Source organism: Aureimonas altamirensis (genome assembly GCF_023702225.1).
GTDB classification, from domain to species: domain Bacteria; phylum Pseudomonadota; class Alphaproteobacteria; order Rhizobiales; family Rhizobiaceae; genus Aureimonas; species Aureimonas altamirensis_B.
Window position 1 is genome coordinate 24,464 of record NZ_JAMQCO010000006.1, and the last position, 17,937, is coordinate 42,400.

The 17,937-nt window shown below is 63.1% G+C and carries 17 protein-coding genes; 9 read left to right on the top strand and 8 right to left on the bottom strand.

What is annotated here, in order from left to right; translation table 11 throughout:
• Window positions 1–50: 50 nt before the first annotated feature.
• From NDN16_RS11260 to NDN16_RS11290, 7 genes are all read right to left on the bottom strand, one after another.
• Window positions 51–1,019 (bottom strand): ArsA family ATPase, encoded by a 969-nt coding sequence (locus tag NDN16_RS11260; RefSeq protein WP_192386148.1) that lies wholly within the window; start codon window positions 1,017–1,019, stop codon window positions 51–53.
• Complete coding sequence (locus NDN16_RS11265; RefSeq protein WP_192386149.1) at window positions 1,010–1,270, bottom strand: cory-CC-star protein; 261 nt, start codon at window positions 1,268–1,270, stop codon at window positions 1,010–1,012. The genes NDN16_RS11260 and NDN16_RS11265 overlap by 10 nt, the downstream gene beginning before the upstream one ends.
• On the bottom strand, window positions 1,267–2,943 hold the full coding sequence (locus NDN16_RS11270) for a carbon starvation CstA family protein (RefSeq protein WP_192386150.1): 1,677 nt from the start codon (window positions 2,941–2,943) through the stop codon (window positions 1,267–1,269). The genes NDN16_RS11265 and NDN16_RS11270 overlap by 4 nt, the downstream gene beginning before the upstream one ends.
• A gap of 171 nt (window positions 2,944–3,114) precedes the next feature.
• Window positions 3,115–3,696: a YqaA family protein gene (locus NDN16_RS11275; protein ID WP_192386151.1), complete on the bottom strand. Its 582-nt coding sequence runs from the start codon at window positions 3,694–3,696 to the stop codon at window positions 3,115–3,117.
• A 118-nt stretch (window positions 3,697–3,814) separates the two neighbouring features.
• Window positions 3,815–4,660 carry a potassium channel family protein gene (locus NDN16_RS11280; protein WP_192386152.1) on the bottom strand — a complete coding sequence of 282 codons (846 nt, stop codon included), beginning with the start codon at window positions 4,658–4,660 and terminating at the stop codon, window positions 3,815–3,817.
• Complete coding sequence (locus tag NDN16_RS11285) at window positions 4,657–5,289, bottom strand: undecaprenyl-diphosphatase (protein WP_192386153.1); 633 nt, start codon at window positions 5,287–5,289, stop codon at window positions 4,657–4,659. The genes NDN16_RS11280 and NDN16_RS11285 overlap by 4 nt, the downstream gene beginning before the upstream one ends.
• Window positions 5,290–5,828: 539 nt before the next feature.
• Window positions 5,829–6,728: an SDR family oxidoreductase gene (locus NDN16_RS11290; protein ID WP_192386154.1), complete on the bottom strand. Its 900-nt coding sequence runs from the start codon at window positions 6,726–6,728 to the stop codon at window positions 5,829–5,831.
• 94 nt (window positions 6,729–6,822) lie between these two features.
• Between NDN16_RS11290 and NDN16_RS11295 the strand changes: the two genes are divergently transcribed.
• Window positions 6,823–7,659 (top strand): helix-turn-helix transcriptional regulator, encoded by an 837-nt coding sequence (locus NDN16_RS11295; protein ID WP_192386155.1) that lies wholly within the window; start codon window positions 6,823–6,825, stop codon window positions 7,657–7,659.
• Window positions 7,660–7,815: 156 nt separating this feature from the next.
• Here NDN16_RS11295 and NDN16_RS11300 read toward each other — a convergent pair whose 3' ends face one another.
• Complete coding sequence (locus NDN16_RS11300) at window positions 7,816–8,502, bottom strand: FadR/GntR family transcriptional regulator (protein WP_251113706.1); 687 nt, start codon at window positions 8,500–8,502, stop codon at window positions 7,816–7,818.
• Between the two features lie 146 nt (window positions 8,503–8,648).
• Here NDN16_RS11300 and NDN16_RS11305 point away from each other — a divergent pair, with 146 nt between their 5' ends.
• From NDN16_RS11305 to NDN16_RS11340, 8 genes are all read left to right on the top strand, one after another.
• Window positions 8,649–9,794 carry an ABC transporter substrate-binding protein gene (locus NDN16_RS11305; RefSeq protein WP_192386157.1) on the top strand — a complete coding sequence of 382 codons (1,146 nt, stop codon included), beginning with the start codon at window positions 8,649–8,651 and terminating at the stop codon, window positions 9,792–9,794.
• 185 nt (window positions 9,795–9,979) lie between these two features.
• A complete protein-coding gene (locus NDN16_RS11310; protein WP_192386158.1) occupies window positions 9,980–11,239 on the top strand; it encodes a hypothetical protein in 1,260 nt (419 codons plus the stop codon).
• Window positions 11,236–12,327, top strand: a complete 1,092-nt coding sequence (locus NDN16_RS11315) for an ABC transporter ATP-binding protein (protein ID WP_192386159.1) — start codon at window positions 11,236–11,238, stop codon at window positions 12,325–12,327. The genes NDN16_RS11310 and NDN16_RS11315 overlap by 4 nt, the downstream gene beginning before the upstream one ends.
• Window positions 12,324–13,181, top strand: a complete 858-nt coding sequence (locus NDN16_RS11320; RefSeq protein WP_192386160.1) for an ABC transporter permease — start codon at window positions 12,324–12,326, stop codon at window positions 13,179–13,181. Before NDN16_RS11315 ends, NDN16_RS11320 begins: the two co-directional genes overlap by 4 nt.
• Window positions 13,182–13,183: 2 nt before the next feature.
• Window positions 13,184–13,966 (top strand): ABC transporter permease, encoded by a 783-nt coding sequence (locus NDN16_RS11325; RefSeq protein WP_192386161.1) that lies wholly within the window; start codon window positions 13,184–13,186, stop codon window positions 13,964–13,966.
• 4 nt (window positions 13,967–13,970) lie between these two features.
• Window positions 13,971–15,758, top strand: coding sequence for a gamma-glutamyltransferase family protein (locus NDN16_RS11330; RefSeq protein ID WP_192386162.1), 1,788 nt, complete (start codon window positions 13,971–13,973; stop codon window positions 15,756–15,758).
• A gap of 553 nt (window positions 15,759–16,311) precedes the next feature.
• Window positions 16,312–17,184 carry a hypothetical protein gene (locus NDN16_RS11335; RefSeq protein ID WP_192386163.1) on the top strand — a complete coding sequence of 291 codons (873 nt, stop codon included), beginning with the start codon at window positions 16,312–16,314 and terminating at the stop codon, window positions 17,182–17,184.
• Window positions 17,185–17,514: 330 nt separating this feature from the next.
• Window positions 17,515–17,874, top strand: a complete 360-nt coding sequence (locus tag NDN16_RS11340) for an aminoglycoside 6-adenylyltransferase (RefSeq protein ID WP_192386164.1) — start codon at window positions 17,515–17,517, stop codon at window positions 17,872–17,874.
• Window positions 17,875–17,937 lie beyond the last annotated feature (63 nt).

Below are 17,937 nucleotides of genomic sequence, written 5' to 3' on the forward strand. Positions count from 1 at the left end.
TCACCCCCCAGACCGGGGCATAGATGCGGTCACCACCGGAGTCTAGCGGCTCAGGATGGTACAGCAATTTCGGAACGAAAGAATTGCAGCAGCGCGTCCGGCCCCACGATTTCGGATGCGAGCATAGGAAGGCGGGCCAGAAGGCGCGGGCCCACGGCATCCTGCATCTGCGCGACGTAGGGGCGCTCGCCGGCGCGACGCGCGTCCTGGAACGCGCCGGCATCGGCCGGCGCCAGGCGGTTCAGGATAAAGCCCGCCACCGGTATGCCCGCGCGCCGAAGCCGGGTGTCGAGTTCCAGGCTTTCAAGCACAGGCAGCCGTTCCGCTGCCAGCACGATGAGAAAGGCCGTCAGCCCTTCATCCGTCAAGGCGGCGCGCATGGTGTTGAACTTGTCGCGGCGCTTCGAAAGGACGTGACGGATTGTATGCTCGCGCGCCTCGCTCGCCGTGTCGGGACTATAAGCCCGAAACTGGCCGAGCGCCGCCTTGAACCGGTCGGCCCTGTCGCGGCGTCCCATCATGCCCTCGGTCCAGGCCGCCATCTGCTCGGGCAGCTCGAGGAGCCGCGACGTATGGCCGGACGGTGCCGTATCGAAGATGACGACGTCATGGGAGGACAGGCCGGCGCTGACGATATCGGCCATCTTCTCCAGAAGGGCGGCTTCCGCCATGCCGGGGGCATCGCGCGCCAGGGTGAGATGATGCTGCAACGGGGCGCGCAGGCGTTCGGGCAGCATAGGCCGCAACGTGTCGGCTACGGCCGAAAGATGGGCATCGACCGTTTGCGACGGATCAATCTCCAGCGCGTCCAGCCCCGCCGCCAGCCGAACCGGCAGGGGGCCGACCTCGCGCCCCCATATATGGCCGAGATTATGCGCAGGGTCGGTCGATGCCAGGAGCACCCGCTTGCCGCTGTCGGCCAAGCCTGCTGCGACGGCCGATGCGAGCGTCGTCTTTCCGACGCCGCCCTTGCCGCCGAAGAAGAGCAGCCTGCGGCCCGACAGCCGTGTCAGCAGCATCGCAACCCGTCGAGGGGCGAGTGGGGTAGGCCCATGCGGCGGTGCCAGTCGTGGTACCGGTCCAGCATCTCGGGCAGAAGTTCCAGCGTATAGTAGGTCGCCGGGTTCGGCACGCCGAGCGCCTCGCTCATGGCCAGCATCATGAACAGGTCTTCTTCCTCCCGCGCCGCGCGGGCGAATGTCCGACGGTACGGGGCCACATAGAACTCGCGCAGCCCGTCGGATATGGCGGAGAAGAGGTCCCGGGTCATTCCGCCGCCTGCGTCGCCTGGGCCTCCCGCTCCCGCTTCATCGCCATGACGGCCTCGAAGGTGACGAACATCGCGGCAGCCAGCACGGCAAGGTTCAGCGTGACGAGGAGCCACTGCCCGCTGCTCACGAAGGTGCCGAGCTGGATGAACAGGGCGAAGATCGACATCGTCAGTAGGAAGACGAGCGGAATGAGGACGTAGATGACGGGGCGGCGCAGCCGCATCAGCATCACGGCGATGATGGACAGGGTCAGTCCGGCCAGGAGCTGATTGGTGGTTCCGAATAGGGGCCAGATGAGCATTCCGCCCGTACCACCCGAACCCGCGCCGAAGGCAAGCGCTAGGCAGCAGGCGAGCGCGATGAAGGTCGCGCCCATTCCGCTCTTCAGCGGCGCGGCACCGGTGATCTCTCCCACTTCCTGGACGACGTAACGCTGCAGGCGCAGGCCCGTATCCATGGTCGTCCCGGCGAAGAGCGCCGCCATCACGGTCAGGATCGTGGCTGAAATGCCGACGTCGAGCCCGATGCCATTGGACAGGATGTTGGCACCGCCTTCAACGAAGGCGTTGACCCCGCCGGCCGAGAACTGCGTGTAGACCCCCTTCCAGGCTTCGAGCGAGGCGAAGCCCGCCGTGGCGCAGACGATCGCCGCCAAGGCGAGCATGCCTTCGCCGACGGCGCCGAAGTAGCCGACGAACCGGGCATCGGTCTCCTTGTTGAGCTGCTTGGATGAGGTTCCGGACGAGACGAGGCCGTGGAAGCCAGAGACGGCGCCGCAGGCGATCGTCACGAACAGAAGGGGGATGAAGCTCGGGGTTCCGGGAGGAACGTCGGTGTTGAAGGCAGGAACCACGATGCTCGGGCCGGCAAGGACCGTGGCCCCGTACAAGAGGATCAGGCCAACGAACAGCTGCAGGCCGTTGATGTAGTCCCGCGGCTGCAGGAGGACCCAGACCGGCAGGAGCGACGCGATCCCGGCATAGATAAAGAGCAGCAGGATCCACTGCGTCGTCGGGTTCATGCCGAAGACGCTGTCCGGCAGGGTAATGGGTACGGCCTGGCCCAGCCAGATCATCGCGTAGAGGACGACGACACCGATCACCGAAGGCCAGAGCAGTCCCACATGGTGGCGGTAGATCAGCTGGCCGATGGCGAGGGCCACGACGATGGCGCCCCAGATCGGAATGACGGATGTGGGGAAGCGGACGAGCAGGCCGGCGATGACGACGGCGAAGACCGCGTTCACCATGAGCAGCAGCAGGAAGATGACCAGCATGAACACGTTGCGTGCCCGCGGGCCGAGAACGTTCGCCGTCAGCGAACCGATGGACTGGCCCTTGTTGCGCACGCTGGCCCACAAGGCGCCGAAATCGTGCACGCCGGCAAAGAAGATCGTGCCGAGCACGACCCAGGCGAAGGCCGGAGCCCAGCCCCAGATGACCGCAATGGCGGGACCCACGATCGGCGCCGCACCGGCGACTGATGTGAAGTGATGGCCCCATAGAACGAAGCGATTGGTCGGTACGTAATCGACGCCGTCCTTCATGGAATGGGCGGGCGTAACGTAGTTCGGGTCGAGCGCGTAAATCTTTTCCGCGACGAACTTCGAGTAAACGAAATAGCCGATAGCAAAGCACACCAGCCCGATCACGATCAGTAATGTCGCGCTCACGCAAACCCTCCCCTGCAGCAAGAGATTGCCCGAGCATTTTTGCGCAGGTGGCGAATCTCTCCTTTGTTCAGGTCTCTTTCAGAAAGCGGATCATGGCAACGATGCTGCGCTCGAACTCACGCTCTTGTGACCGGATCTTAAGTTGCGGTTCGCCGCGCCACGCCTGCCATGTCAGGCAAAGTAACGAACGGCCGCGAAGCCACCGATGAGCAGCACCAGAAGGACCACGAAGACGAGGCCGAGCCTGCGTTCGATGAAATCCCGGATCGGTGGGCCGAAGGCGTAGAGTAGTCCTGCGACCAGATAGAAGCGCGTTCCGCGTGCCAGCGTGCACAACAGGACGAAGCTGACGAAATCCAGGCCCGTCGCGCCGCTGGCAATCGTCACCACCTTGAAGGGGAACGGTGTCAGGCCGGCGATCAGCACGATCCAGGCGCCATACTCGTTATAGGTGATAGCGAACTCGGCGAAGCGTTCGGAGTAGCCGTAGAGTGCAAGTATGGGCCGTGCGACCTGCTCGAAAAGCGCGGCGCCGATGACATATCCTGCAATGGCGCCGAGGACCGAGGTGAGCGTGCAGATCAAGGCGAGCCGCCAAGCCCGCCGGCGATTCGCGATCACCATGGGTATCAGCAAGATATCCGGTGGAACCGGAAAGAATGAACTGTCCGCGAAGGAGACGGCGCCCAGCGCGTAATTCGCCCGTGGTTTGGCGGCGAGGCGAAGGGTCCAGTCGTAAAGAGCTCTAATCATCCTGCGGCTTTCGTTCGATTATGATTGGAGTTGACGCTCGACCCAGCGGGGGTGCGAGCATTTTCAGTTGGCGGCGCTCCTGCACAGCTCTACCGCGGCTCGCTTGGCAAGGAGCCTGTCATCGCCCGGGATTGGGGATCTTCAGGATATGACCGCAGGCCTTGCAGTGGACCGCGTCTAGGTCGTGCTTCTGCAGGGCACATTGCGGGCAGGGATAGACGACCTTGGCCGGCCGGAAGAGGGATTGCCCGAGGCGGACGAACAGGGAAATGCCGCAGATCATCATGACGATCGAGGTGAGCTTTCCCATCGTACCCGGCAGCGTGATGTCGCCGAACCCCGTCGTCGTCACCGTTGCGACCGTGAAGTAGAAGGCATCGACGTAGCCTTCCAGGCCTGATCCGTCACGAAAGAAGAAGGTGTAGACGAAGCCGGTCGACACGAACAGGAAGGTGACGAGGTTGAGCGACGCGCGGACCGTTTCCTCCCACCGGCGCAGCGAACCGCCCAGGAAGGCACGCCAGAACACGTCGTTCCGCGACAGGGTCCAGAGCCGGACGATCCGCAGGAAGCCCCAGTTGGCGAATGTGTACGGGAACATGAGCGTGATCAGGACCACGATGTCGACGAGGACCGCCGGTTCGCGCAACCAGCGCCGACGATCGAGCGATGCGAGCCCGCGCGCCGTCAGCTCCGCCGCGACGACGAGGGCGATGGCATAATCCACCCACAGGAAGATGGCCTGGTCGCGCAGGACCGGCGTGGCCACGAAGAAGGCGATGATCACGAAATCGATGAGAAGGACCGCGCGCTGGTAGCGCAGGGCGCTCTTGCTGCGTCCGTGATACAGAGAGCGCAGACGCCGTACGGCCGGTGACGGGTTTCGACGCTCCGGCCGGTCGGCGGGGAGCGCGGCGTCGCCATCGGTGCCACGATCCGGCGCGCCATAGGCTGGATGGGTCATCGGCCGCGTGTCGGCCCATGCGGTGTACGGGCGGTTCCCGTCCACCGCTTGATCCAAGCGTCCGGCACCCCGGCCACGGAGAGATAGGCGTGTTCCAGAAGCCTGGTCCATGCTTTACCAAAGGCCATGTCGAGCTGGACAGCAAGCCAGGAGGACGGGAGCGACAGAATGAGCGCACCCACCATGTCGAAGGGAAAATGGACGCCTAGGTAGATGCGTGACCAGGCCACCGCGATCCCCGCAATGGCAATGGTCGCGGCGAGCCGCCCCCAGCCAATAAGTACCAGCGTCATCGCATAGGTGAACATGATGAGCCCGTGGTTACTTGGGAAGGAAGGGCTGCCGCGATGGTCGAGCAGCTGATGGCCGAGAGGAATCTGGAAGGGGCGTTGCGCGGGAAAAAGCGCACCGAGAAGGTAGCTCGCAACCAAGGCCAGGATGAGTGACGCAAACAGCGTGAGCGCTGCTCTTCGGGCCGCGCTGCCGCCGAGCACCCAGAGCAGGATAAGGTGCACCGGGACGAGGTAGATCACCAGCTTGGCGGCTAGGAAGGCTGCCCAGGCGAGGAACCCAAAATGCTCTGTCGATGCGTTTAGGGCGAGGAAAAGCGACTGATCGAACGAGTTCATCGAGGGGTATTAGGCAACGCCTCTCTCGGAGGCAACATCGTTTAACAAGGCGTTGCCAAAGCTCGCAAGCGGAAGGGCAGCTTCCGTGCGTCCACTTCACCAGAGCCAACTGCCTCGACGGGGTGGGAAGCCGACAGCTGGCTTTCCAAGGTGCGACGGCCACTTTGCGCCCCCAGCTTAGACGTTGAGGCAGAACTTGCTTTTACCCACAAGCGGACGCTCGCGCACGACACTACGGACGTCGGCAATGCGCCCCGAAGCTGAACGGCAGCCTTCGCCTATCGTAAGCCCAGAAGCGGACTGTCCGCAAACGGCCCCAAAATCAGACAAGCGTATGCCTTCAATGGAGGTAGAATGCGGTTAGGCAGTTTTGATCCGGTAGCGATCTAATGCGCATGTGCCGTGGTCAGCCAGAAGTCCGTTAACCCGGTACTTGGCGCTGAAGCTGTTCGAGCAGTCCGTCACGCACCTAAGCTGAGGCTACCGTGAGAACATGACCAGATGGAGCGGCAGCTCAGAGAAATGGTGCGGTTTTGCCTTTAGGCAGGAATAGCGGAGTAGTCCATCCTCGCGAGGTTCTCTGAGAGTGTCGGACCTTCGGGCACCCAACCGAGCCGTTCGCGGGTGATAGCACCCGAGCCAGGCATGTCGAAGGCGGCAAAGCCCGCCATCCACCCGAAATGCTTCTTCGCCTCGCTTTCCGTCAATGAAGTGACCGGCACGTCCAGCCCATCGCCGATCGCCTCCGCAATAGAGCGGAAGGAAAGGGCCTCCTCGGTCACTGCGTGCCAGCGGGCGCCGGGTTCATGTCGCTCCAGCGCAAGCACGTACAGGCGGGCGACGTCCTCGACGGCGGCGGCGCACCAACGGTTGCTACCGTCCCCGACATAAGCCGAGACGCCCGTTTGCCGAGAAAGCGCTATCAAGGGCGAGACCAACCCCTGCTTTACTGGATCGTGGACCTGCGACAATCGAACGACCCCCACGGAGACGCCGCGCTCCCCGACCGTCAAACCCGCGAGCTCGCTAGCGATGCGGGGCATGAGGTGGTTGCGGTCAAGCACGTCCTCACGCGCGAACTCCCCGGCTCTAGGGCTCCCCATGCCGATGGCCGAGGTAATGAGTAGGGGTCGATCCGACCCAACGAGCACGTCGCCGATCGCCTCGATGACACGCCGATCCTTCTCGCAATTCTCGGCGTACCGCGAGAAATCGTGATCGAACGCCGTGTGGATCACGGCATCAGCAGTCTCGGCGCCTTTGGCGAGTCCCTCCGGATTGCTAAGGTTGCCGCTGTGCACAGCGGCGCCAACCTGCTCCAACCGACGGGCGCCAGCCTCGGATCGAGCGTTGCCGATCACCTGGTGGCCGGCGGCGAGCAGTTGAGGCAGTATACGGGAACCGATAAAGCCGGTTGCCCCGGTCAAGAAGACGCGCATGAAAACCTCCTGTTTGAGGGGAGGAATGTCGCTGCGGACTTCAGCATGTTAAAGTAGTGATCTTATCGGGGTATAGAATTCAACAGGACCGGTCATGCCTGAAAAGTCGACAAACGAGTTCGGCATTTACCTGCGCGATCGGCGGACCCGCCTCGACCCAGCATCGTTTGGCTTTGTCGGCGGCAGACGTCGCACGCCTGGGCTTCGCCGCGAAGAGGTCGCCGCGCGTGCCAATATCAGTCCGACGTGGTATACTTGGCTAGAGCAGGGGCGCGGCGGCGCTCCGTCGGCCGACGTGCTCGATAGGATCGCCAAGGGGCTGATGCTCACCGCATCCGAGCGAGAGCACATCTACATGCTAGGCTTGGGCCGCCCGCCGGAGGTAAGCTACCAGCCGGTCGATGGCGTCAGCCCGCGGCTGCAACGCGTGCTGGACGCGATGCGGTTCAGTCCCGCCATCATCAAGACAGCGATGTGGGACGTGGTCGGTTGGAACCGTGCTGCCGCCGCTTTGCTGACCGATTACTCCAAGCTGCCGAGGGAGGGACGCAACATCCTGCGTCTGATGTTCAGCAGTTCGCGCATCCGCGCCAAGCAGGAGGATTGGGAAAGCGTCGCTCGCTTCGTGGTAGGCGCGTTTCGGGCGGACGTGGCGCGAGCGGGGGCAAGCGGCAGTGCTGAAGCAACGGCGCTCATCGGAGATCTTCGCCGGACAAGCCCCGAGTTCGAGGCGCTGTGGCAGGACAACAACGTAGTCGCACACGGCGAGGGCATAAAGCGCATCCACCACCCGGAAGCAGGTTCGCTCGAGCTGGAGTTCTCGTCCTTCGCGGTCGAGGGGCGGCCCGAACTTGGCATGATCGTATACAACCCCGCTAGCCCTGCGGACGCTGAACGCTTAAGGGCGCTCATCGGCACCAAGACGGCGTGATCCAGCATAACTGCATTGCGGCGGTGCCGATGTCCGCTTGCCGGCCAACCTCATGCAGCTCGCAGTGGTCTGGAAGGGGTCGGAGGCTGAATGGCAGTTACCGTAGACAGCCTTTACTCGGCATACGCTGCGGTGTGGGCTTTCAGCCTTGAGTTGTCATTCGGTGTTGTAGCGGATCCTTTTGGCGGCGCACTCAATGTGGCTCCGCATGGCCGCGCTGGCTGCGCGCGATGAACCGTCGCGGATCGCCGCAAGGATGGCGCGATGCTGTTCCACCATCTCCTCGCTGACCCCGGGCGTGAACACCTCTCGGCGCGCTCGGATCCACTGCTGTTCCGAACGCACGGAGTTGACGAGGCGGAAGACCGCAAGCAGCATGCGGTTGCGGACGCTTTCGGCAATCTTCGTGTGGAAGAGACTGTCCCAACGCTCGTAGGACTCGGCGTCGACAGCCGTATGCGCCCGCTCTACGACGACCTCCATCTCGGCGATCTCTCGCGGTGTCGCGCGGACGGCTGCGAGCCCAGCAAGCATCGGTTCTATAAGCTGCCGCGTCTCGATCAGATCGCTGGGACTGGTGATCTGGCTTAATGATAAATGGTTGGTCGAGCGGTTCGGCATTTCCCGCACGAAGGTGCCATGCCCCTGTTTGCGGTAGACCCGACCCTCTCCCTCCAACCGCGTGAGAACCTGCCGGACGACGCGGCGCCCAACGCCCAGACGTACCGCTATCTCGCGCTCGGGTAACAGCTTGCCGTCTTCGACGAAGTGCTCGTCGCTGGTGGAAAGCGCGTCGCGCAACGTCGATTCGACCTGTTTCAGCTGGTTGGACAAAGCGGACACGTGGCGGACCCATATGATGCGTTGCAAAAGAAAGCGGCGAACCTATCCGAACCAATCCATTAGACAGGCAATTTGCAGGTTTGGTGGGCAGCTGCCACGTTAGCATATGCAATAGCCACATCTGCCGGCAATATGCGGTTGACGGAATGGGTCATGCGCGTTCTGCTATAGGCAAGGATACACGAAGGCGAATGAACCAATTTGATATGGTTCGTACTTTTGGGGATGCTCCGATGCAAAGAAGAACGTTTTTGACCATGGCCGGCTCGGTCGCCGCCTACGGTGCATTCGGTCGAGTGCCAGCCTTTGCTCAGGCAAAGCCGGAAACGCTGTCGATGATGACGTGGGGTGGTCTATGGGGCGACGGGATGGCTCAGAACATCGACGCCCCCTTCGCGGAAGAGACCGGTATCCGCATCGTTCAGGATCGTGGCTCCAGCCCGGTCGAGCGCATCACCAAGTTGCGCATCAGCCTCGACAACCAGATCTACGATCTTGTTCAGCTGGCGGACGGCGTCGTTCCGTTGGCGGAGTCCCAAGGCGTCCTGGAGGATCTGGACCCGGGCTCCGAGAACCTGCCGTTCCTTGCTCAGGTTCCCGAGCGGTTCCGGCGAAAGGGTTGGGTTGCCCAAATCTACTCAGCTCTCGGCATCGCCTACAACCCGGATCTTGTGGAAACGCCGCCCAAAAGCTTCGCCGATCTCTGGAATCCTGAATATGCAGGCGCGATCGTCCTACCGGAGATCACCCATTCGATCGGCCCCTACATCATTCCCATCGGAGCGCTTGCAGCCGGCGCGGACCTGAAGGACGAGGAAGCCGGATTCGCGAAACTGAGCGAAATGGTGGAACTGGATCCGATCTGGGCCAAGGATACCGACTCCATCATGAGCGCGCTCGTCAACGAGGAAGCGGCGATCGGCCTGCTTTACAAATCGCAGACCAACACCGTCATCGAGCAGGGCGGCAACGTCGCGTGGGTTTTTCCCGAAGAGGGAGCGATCTCGTATCTCTCCGGCACGGGTATCGCCCGCAACACACGCAACAAGCAGTGGGCGGAAGCTTACGTGAACTCCACCCTCGATCCGCAAAAGCAGCTATGGGTCGCCGATGTCTTCAACTACAGCGGCACCAACCCCGCGATGATCGATATGCTTCCGGTTGAGTTGCAGGAGCGTATCCAATTTACGCCCGAGCAGTCCGAGCGGATCATCGATCTCGACCAGGAGTTCATGTCGGCCCAGCGCGGCGCCTGGGTCGATCGGTGGAACCGCGTGATAGCCGGCGGTTAGGCCGCCGGCGCGATATCGACATGACCATCGAAGCATACCGCATCCCCGAAGCCGGCCCGTTCGATGCCCGGCCGTTGGCCTTCGCCAATCGCGCGCGCTACCGCGGACTGGGTGCTACGGCACCGGCAGGGGTCCTCGCCGTATCGGCGGACGCCTTGCCGGCGGCTCGCCGGTACGGACTTGTCTTGGAGGCGGCTGCCGGCGGCGCTAGTGCGGCAACGGCGCCTGACTTTCGCGTCGCCATCTATGCGGGAGTCGCCATCGGGTATCCTTACTGGGGATACTACGCCCACGCTTTACTCAGCATCGGGCGGACCTTCGAAGCGATCGATGCGGACGACATTCTGGACGGCGCACTGGACCATATCGACCTTTTGGTCCTGCCGGGCGGGTTCGCCACGTGGGGACTTGATAGGGCCGAGGCCAAAACGGGCGTCGATGATCGCGTTTCCACCTTCATACGGGCGGGTGGTCGGGTACTCGGCTCCTGCGGCGGGGCGTTCTATCTCTCTTCCGGGCGACCGGGCTGGCTCGGCGCGTTGGATGCCACGCCGCGCTTCACGCAGGAGTATCTCTCGACCGGTGCAGGGCTGGTCAGTATCTCCGAATTCGATGAGGGACTTGCAGCCGGACTTCCGGAGGCGGTCGAGTTGCCGTATTTCCATGGGCCGATCTACACATGTGCCACACGTACGGCGCAGACCGGGGCGCGCTTTCGGGACTTTGTCGCCGCCACTGGTGCCTTCATAGAGAACCCCCTGTCGCAAGCCTTCTTCGACCGCGCGATGCACGGCGCGCCTGCGGTGCTTCACGCGCGGATGGGAAGGGGCGCTGTCCTCGCTTTCTCTCCGCACCCTGAAATGGGCGAGTTCGTGCGCAAGGGCATGATCCTCGACACTTACGTTCGCCGCTTCCTGCCGATCAGAGGCGAGCAGGTGATGGACGAGACCGTACGGTTTTTGGGTGGCGACGATAGCGCCGGTTTCCGGTTGATCGAGAACGCCGTCGAGTTGCTGCAGACGATGTCCCCGATTTCGGGTGAGAGCACTAGGCCTCGGCGACCGGAGCCCGAACAGGGAGTGCTCGCGGCGCTTATCGAAGCGATGCAAGGCCATGTCACGATGCTTCTCGACCGGGTCGAGACCATTGGCTCAAATCAGGATCCAGTGTTTCGCTCGCTTCTTGCAAAGGAAGTGGAACGTCGCCGTACGGAACTGGCTGACCTGCTGCCTCGGCTCCACACATGTTTCGTCGCGCGGCGAGCTGCGCCCGACATCGCGCGTGCGTTGGTGGCATCCCTGAAGGCGGCCGGCCGCCACGGCGAACGCGCCGTGGCCGACGGACCGGCCGAAAGTCTGGTCCTGGCAGAGCTGCCTCTCCGGATCTGTTCCGTCGCGGTACGGCTCGAAACGATCGACCGCGCTTTCATCGGAGTGAACGAATGAGCGCCACCCCACAACGCCAGGCGAAAGACGTTCGATTTGCGGGGGTTCGCAAGAATTTCGGCCCTGCGGTCGCCTTGCATACGTTCGATCTCGATATTCCAAGAGGCACGTTGTTCTCTCTTCTCGGCCCCAGCGGCTGCGGAAAGACGACGACGCTTCGCCTGATAGCCGGCTTCGAGCAGCCCAGCGCGGGAACCGTGACGATCGGAGACCGGAACGTGACAGGCGTGCCGGCCCACAAGCGCAATTTCGGCATGGTCTTCCAGAATTTCGCACTGTTTCCCCATCTGTCCGTTTCCGAGAATGTCGCGTTCGGGCTGCAGATGCGCCGACTCCCGAAGGCGGAGATCGGCGAGCGGGTCGCCAAGGCGTTGAGCCTCGTTGCGTTGGATCGCTTCGCCGAGCGTTACCCGAGGCAGCTCTCGGGCGGCCAGCAACAACGCGTGGCGCTGGCGCGCGCCGTCGTATTCGAGCCCGACGTGCTCCTGCTCGATGAGCCGCTGAGCGCGCTCGACAAGATGCTGCGCGACCAGATGCAGATCGAGATCCGTCAGCTTCAGCAGAGGCTTGGCATGACGACCGTCTTCGTCACCCACGACCAGGAAGAGGCCCTGACCATGTCCGATCAAGTAGCGGTCATGAGCGAGGGGCGCGTACAGCAGGTGGGTCCGCCCCGCGCCATCTACGAGAACCCGAGCAATGAGTTCGTGGCCCGGTTTCTTGGCTCGAGCAACATCGTGACGGCGCGCGTCGTCGGCCGCGACGCCGATAGCGTCGTGGCCGATGTTGCGGGATCCCGCGTCCTGCTCGCGCCGTCGCCGGAAACCACCGATGGCACGGTGCGGTTTGCGGTGCGGCCCGAGCGGATCATGGTCGCCAGGGAGGGTGCGGCGGGAGCCGGCGCCGTGTTGCGGCAATGCGTGTTCAAGGGCGCACAGACGCATCTCCTGTTCGACCTCGCGGGAGAGCCGGTGTCGGCGACGGTGCCGAACACCGTGGCCGACGCCCTCGACCTGCAGCCCGGCGAGACGGCCTATCTGACCTGGGAGCAGGGTGCGGCAGTCGTTCTGGCGGGACCCGCAACGTGAAGGGCCGCTATCTCGTCACGGTCGCGGTCGCGGCCCCGCCCGTAGCGCTGCTGGCCGCCTTCTTCGTCGTGCCGCTCGCCTACCTTCTCTATGTCAGCTTCATGAGCAATTCCGATACGGCGCTCTTCGATGCAAGACCCACGATCGAGAATTACACGGTCGTTCTGACGGACCCGTTCTACTGGATGATCATCCAGCGAACACTGTTGGCCACCGGCACCGTCCTGGTTCTCTGCTTCGTCATCGGCTATCCCGTCGCCCTGTACGCGGCGCGCCTCTCGCCCCGTGGCAGGATGCTGATGCTGCTGGCCATGATGGTGCCGCTGATGGTCAGCAACGTGGTGCGGGCCTATGGCTGGGTTGCCATTCTCGGCCGTCGCGGGGTCGTCAGCAGTACGCTGGAGGGTCTCGGGGCTATCGCTCGTCCGGCCCAGTATCTCTACTCCTTCGAGGCGGTGACGCTTGGGCTCCTGACCATTCTCCTGCCGTTCATGATCGTGTCCTTGACCAACTCGATCGCCGCCATCGACAAGACCTACTCCGAAGCCGCGCAATCGCTCGGGGCCGGGCCTTGGCGGTCATTCTGGCGCGTGACCCTGCCCCTGAGCAGTCCAGGCATAGCCTCCGGGTTAATGCTGGTGACGTTTCTCGCCCTCAGCGCCTATGTCAGCATCGCGCTCTTGGGGGGGCCGCGCTACAAGCTGCTCGTCAGTTTCGTGTTCGAGAGTGTGTCGACATTCCGTTGGCCCCGCGCGGCTGCGCTTTCCTTCATCCTGCTTGCCATAGCACTCGTCATCGCTGTTGCGATACAGATGATCGTGCGTCCGCAGCGCGTCCAGGGAAGGGGCGCCTGACCATGGGGACATTCCTGCTCCGGCTCATTACGGGCATCGCATTGGCACTCATCGTGGGTCCGATCCTCGTCGTGCTCGTCGTCGCATTCAGCTCGGGCGCCAGCCTGTCCTTCCCGCCGCCGGGGGTGTCGCTGCGCTGGTTCGTCGCCTTCCTGCAGAACAACGAAATGCGCAACGCCTTCGTGCTGAGCATCGGTCTGGCGCTCGTATCGGCAAGCGCATCGACGGTGCTGGGCCTTCTAGCGGCCGTCCACGTGTCGCGAACGCGGGGAACCGCGTCGAATATCGTGCAGATCTTGACGATGGCGCCGCTCGTGTTTCCGGCACTTATCCTGGGCGTGGCGCTTCTTCTCATGTTCAAGTCGCTTGGCATCGGGATCCTGCCTGGGCTGTTCATCGCCCATGTCGTCGTCTGTCTGCCCTACGCCTTCCGCAGTGTCCTGACGTCGCTGCAGAGCTTCGACCTGACGCTGGAGGAAGCCGGGCGCAGCCTCGGCGCGAGCCCGATGCGCACCTTCATGCTGATCACCCTGCGCATCGTTTGGCCGGGTGTGCTGAGCGGTTGGCTGTTCGCCTTCGTGGTTTCCTTCGGCGAACTCAACACCGCCTTGTTCCTGACCGGGCCCGGCGTGACGACCTTGCCCATCGAGATCTTCAGCTACCTGCAGTTCCAGGGCAATCAGCTGGTGGTCGCCGCGGCGTCGGCGCTTCAGATTCTCGTCATCATCCTTGTCCTTCTGGTCGCCGAGCGCATCGTCGGCGCCCGTCAAATCGTTCAACGGTAACATCATGGCTCCCTTCACCACACGTCCCGAACTGTCCGGAACCTTCGGTGCCGTCAGCACGACCCATTGGCTGGGCACCGGGGTCGGCATGTCCGTCCTGGAACGTGGCGGCAACGCCTTCGACGCCGCCGCCGCATGCGGTTTCGTCCTCCAGATCGTCGAGCCGCATCTGAACGGTCCCGGCGGTGAAGTGCCGATTATTCTGCAGGCAGCCGGACAAGACGCTCCCATCGTCATCTGCGGGCAAGGGGTTGCTCCGGGCCTGGCGACCGTCGATCGGTTCCGCGAACTGGGTCTCGCCATGGTGCCCGGTACGGGCCTGCTACCCGGCGTCGTACCGGGCGCCTTCGACGCATGGATGCTCATGCTGCGCGACTACGGTACATGGCACCTGGAAGACGTGCTTTCCTACGCGATCGGGTATGCGGAACGCGGCTTTCCGCTCATCGAGCGTGCGGTTTCGTCCATCGTGCCGGTGGCCGATCTCTTCCGGCAAAGCTGGACCAGTTCGGCGGAGGTCTGGTTGCCCGCAAACCGCATCCCGCGACCGGGCGCGCTGATGACTACTCCGGGGATCGCGCAAACCTATCGCCGTATCATAGACGAAGCCAAAGCGTCGTCCGCCGACCGCATCGCGCAGATAGAGGCCGCGCGGAACGCGTTCTACCGAGGGTTCGTCGCGGAGGCGATCGACCGTTTCTACCGGACCGCTTCGCTGCCCGACACGTCGGGCCGTGACAACCCCGGCCTGCTACGAGGCGACGACCTTGCCGCATGGTCGGCAACGGTCGAGGAAACCACCTCGTGCACCTATGGCGGCTTGGAGGTGCACAAGACGGGCCCGTGGGGTCAAGGCCCGGTGATGCTTCAGCAGCTCAAGATGCTCGAGTGCTTCGATCTGCCGGCGCTGGACCCGCTCGGCGCGGAGTTCGTGCACTTGCAGGTCGAATGCGCCAAACTCGCCTTTGCCGATCGCGAAGCCTTTTACGGCGACCCGCAAGCATCCGACATTCCGATGGAAACGCTTCTGTCCACAGCCTATGCCAATGAGCGCGTCAAGCTGGTGGGTGCGCAAGCGAGCATGGAACTGCGCGCAAGCCATCTGCCTGACGCCGCAAGACGGCTTGCAGCCATCGCCGCCCGTGGTGGGAGCGAGGTTCCAATGGGACCCGGCGGAGGCGAGGTGACCTTTGCACCCGTACCGGAAATCGAAGGCGATACGGTTCATCTCGACATCATGGATCGCTTAGGAAACGCCGTTTCTGCCACACCCAGCGGCGGATGGTTGCAGAGTTCGCCGGTGGTGCCGGGTCTCGGTTTCCCATTGTCGACGCGCGCCCAGATGTTCTGGCTCGATGACGATCTGCCCTCGACCCTGCGACCGGGAACGCGCCCGCGGACAACTTTAACGCCGACATTGATTACCCGGGAAGGCCGGCCTTGCCTAGCCATCGGTACGCCGGGGGGCGACCAGCAGGACCAGTGGCCGCTGACCGTGCTGCTTCGGCACCTGCATCATGGCTATGCACTCCAACGCGCCATCGATGCGCCGATGTTCCACAGCCGACATTGGCCGGGCTCCTTCTACCCGCGCGAGTACGAGCTGGGCAGCCTGCTTATCGAAGACAGGTTCGCCCCCCATGTGCAGGCTGACCTTCAGGCGCGGGGCCACCTGCTGAACGTGCAAGGCGCTTGGTCTTTGGGCCGCGTCTGCGCTGTTTCGCGCGACGGCGATCTGCTGGGCGCCGCAGCAACGCCGCGCCACATGCAGGGCTATGCGTTGGCGCGTTGATACGAACCGTCGGCCCGCAGTCTTCTCGACCATCTCGTATCGGACGATAAGACTTCGCCGATGACGTATGCTTGAGGCTGCGGAGGTTTTCGCTTTCGGGGTGATCTTACGGTAAGCCCGATGTCCTGAATGGGGTTGGTCGCTGAACGGCGGCTTTCCCCGATCCTTCATTGAAATCGGTCAGTCCGCTGTCGGCCCCGAACCGTACGGGCCATAAACAGCTTCGATGCTCCGCGAATATCGGGAGCGTCTTCGAAGAGGTGGTAGGGAGAAGGGCAACCTTTTGCAGTCCCCTTTACATGCGCGGAAGCTGGAGGATGATGTGGGGATGAGCATAGGCCCGGCGCTTACAACTCGGTGATTCCAGGCTAAAGGCTTCCAGGGCGCGATGCGATTTCCTAGCCACTTCTTCCGCCGCCGCAAGGCTGAGCCGGCCCCAGTGACGCCGTGGCCAGACGGTCCTGCACCCGCCGAAGTTAAGCCAGATCCCGACGGCATGAACCCGATCCTGCGCCTTGCGGACGAGTGGCGCCTACCTCGGCACGAGACGCGCATGGAGGTCGAGGCACGCTGCGGCATTCTACCCGATCCGATCTATGGGTGGCCAGCTCTCGTCCTTTTTGATGCCAAATCCCTGCCAGGCGCAATGGCGCCCTGGACGGCGAGCGCCTTCGAGCGCATTCCGCCTCAGTTTCCCATCACGCGCTTCAGTGTCCTCGCGTGGTTCGAGGACGACGCACACGAGAACTTGCGACGCACAGCCGATTATCTCGAGACATCGCTCGGGCCGGCGCCGGTCGGTCAGCAATGGAACACTGTCGTTGCCAAGTGGCGCTCGGGGCTGGCCGAGGTCTCGCTCACGGTATGGCCGCCAGCCTGGCAGTCGCACGATGTGCAGAACCCCTCCGAGGATCGCGAGCCCCGCATAGGGACCGCCTGCCATGTGACGTTGATGACTGGCTTCCGTTTGGGCCTGAGCGGAACGGAGAGGGAATGGGTTGAAGGCTTCCAACCGATCGCGATCGACGGAAATGTAGGGACTGTAAGCATGGCACGGGCCGGACGCCACGCGCCAAACGAAACGGAACTCGAATACGTGCGTGACCCAGAAGACCTGGTAGAAGACCGGCTCAGGACGCTCGGCGTGTCACGGGACGGCGAGGCGCTCATCGTGGTGTCGGATCAGCTTTACGTCATACCTTGCACTGACATCCTGCGCTTGGAGGTGCTCCGCATGACGCCGGCTAAGGGCGGAGGCGGTTCGTCGCTCCATGCTCATTGCCGGACGAGGGCACCGGGCGCGGACGACCATTCCGTGTTCGTCGCGCAGCACAGCGATCCCAACGGCATGACGGCGCTCGGGCAAGAGCTTGGCAAGCGGCTCGGCTGCTCAGTCGAGATCAGCCCCTATTTTCCGGATTGCTGACCTAATGCGAATGACGGTTCAAATGAATGACGGCTTTCGGGATGGCACAAAAAGCGTTGCTCGGGCTGAAACGGGGTCGTTTGCTGAACGGCCGCTTTCCCATCACCTGAGCCAGAAACGGACAGTCCGTTGTCGGTCCCAGCTCTGCCATCCGTGCGGGCAGACTGGATGGCAAGTTTCCGGCGATGCCGGAAGCACCACGAACGGCTACAATGGGGGTCGGAACCCGCCCTTGCGATCAGCTTGCATTCAATTGCAGTGTCGGCGTTGAGTCACGCGGATCCGGACTTTTCGGTATCGGCGCGGAAGCGTACGAGGAGGTTATCTCCGATGAGGCGTGGTTTCCTGTCAGTCTCCTTTCGGGCAATGAATACAGAAAGGCCGCCGTCGATCGTCGGCGGTCAGGCACGACGAGGCATCGACATCAACGGATTGCTAACGAAGTATGAGAACGTTCTAAAAGCACTGTCGGCATGGGCTGCGGGCAGCGATAACATCCGATGCGTCGTACTTACAGGCTCAGCCGCTTCCAAAACCGCCCATCCGCTATCCGATCGTGACGTCGAGCTCCATGTTCGCGATCCCGCGATCTTTGAACATGACGACCCATGGTGGAGAACGCTCGGCAATGTTCTCGCAGTCGAGCGGCTGGAGAACGGTAACTGCCAGTCGACGCGTATCGTGTACTAGGTCCAGGCAAGCTCGACTTCACTTTGGTAGATATCGGTGACGAGCGCGGCGCCTACGATCGGC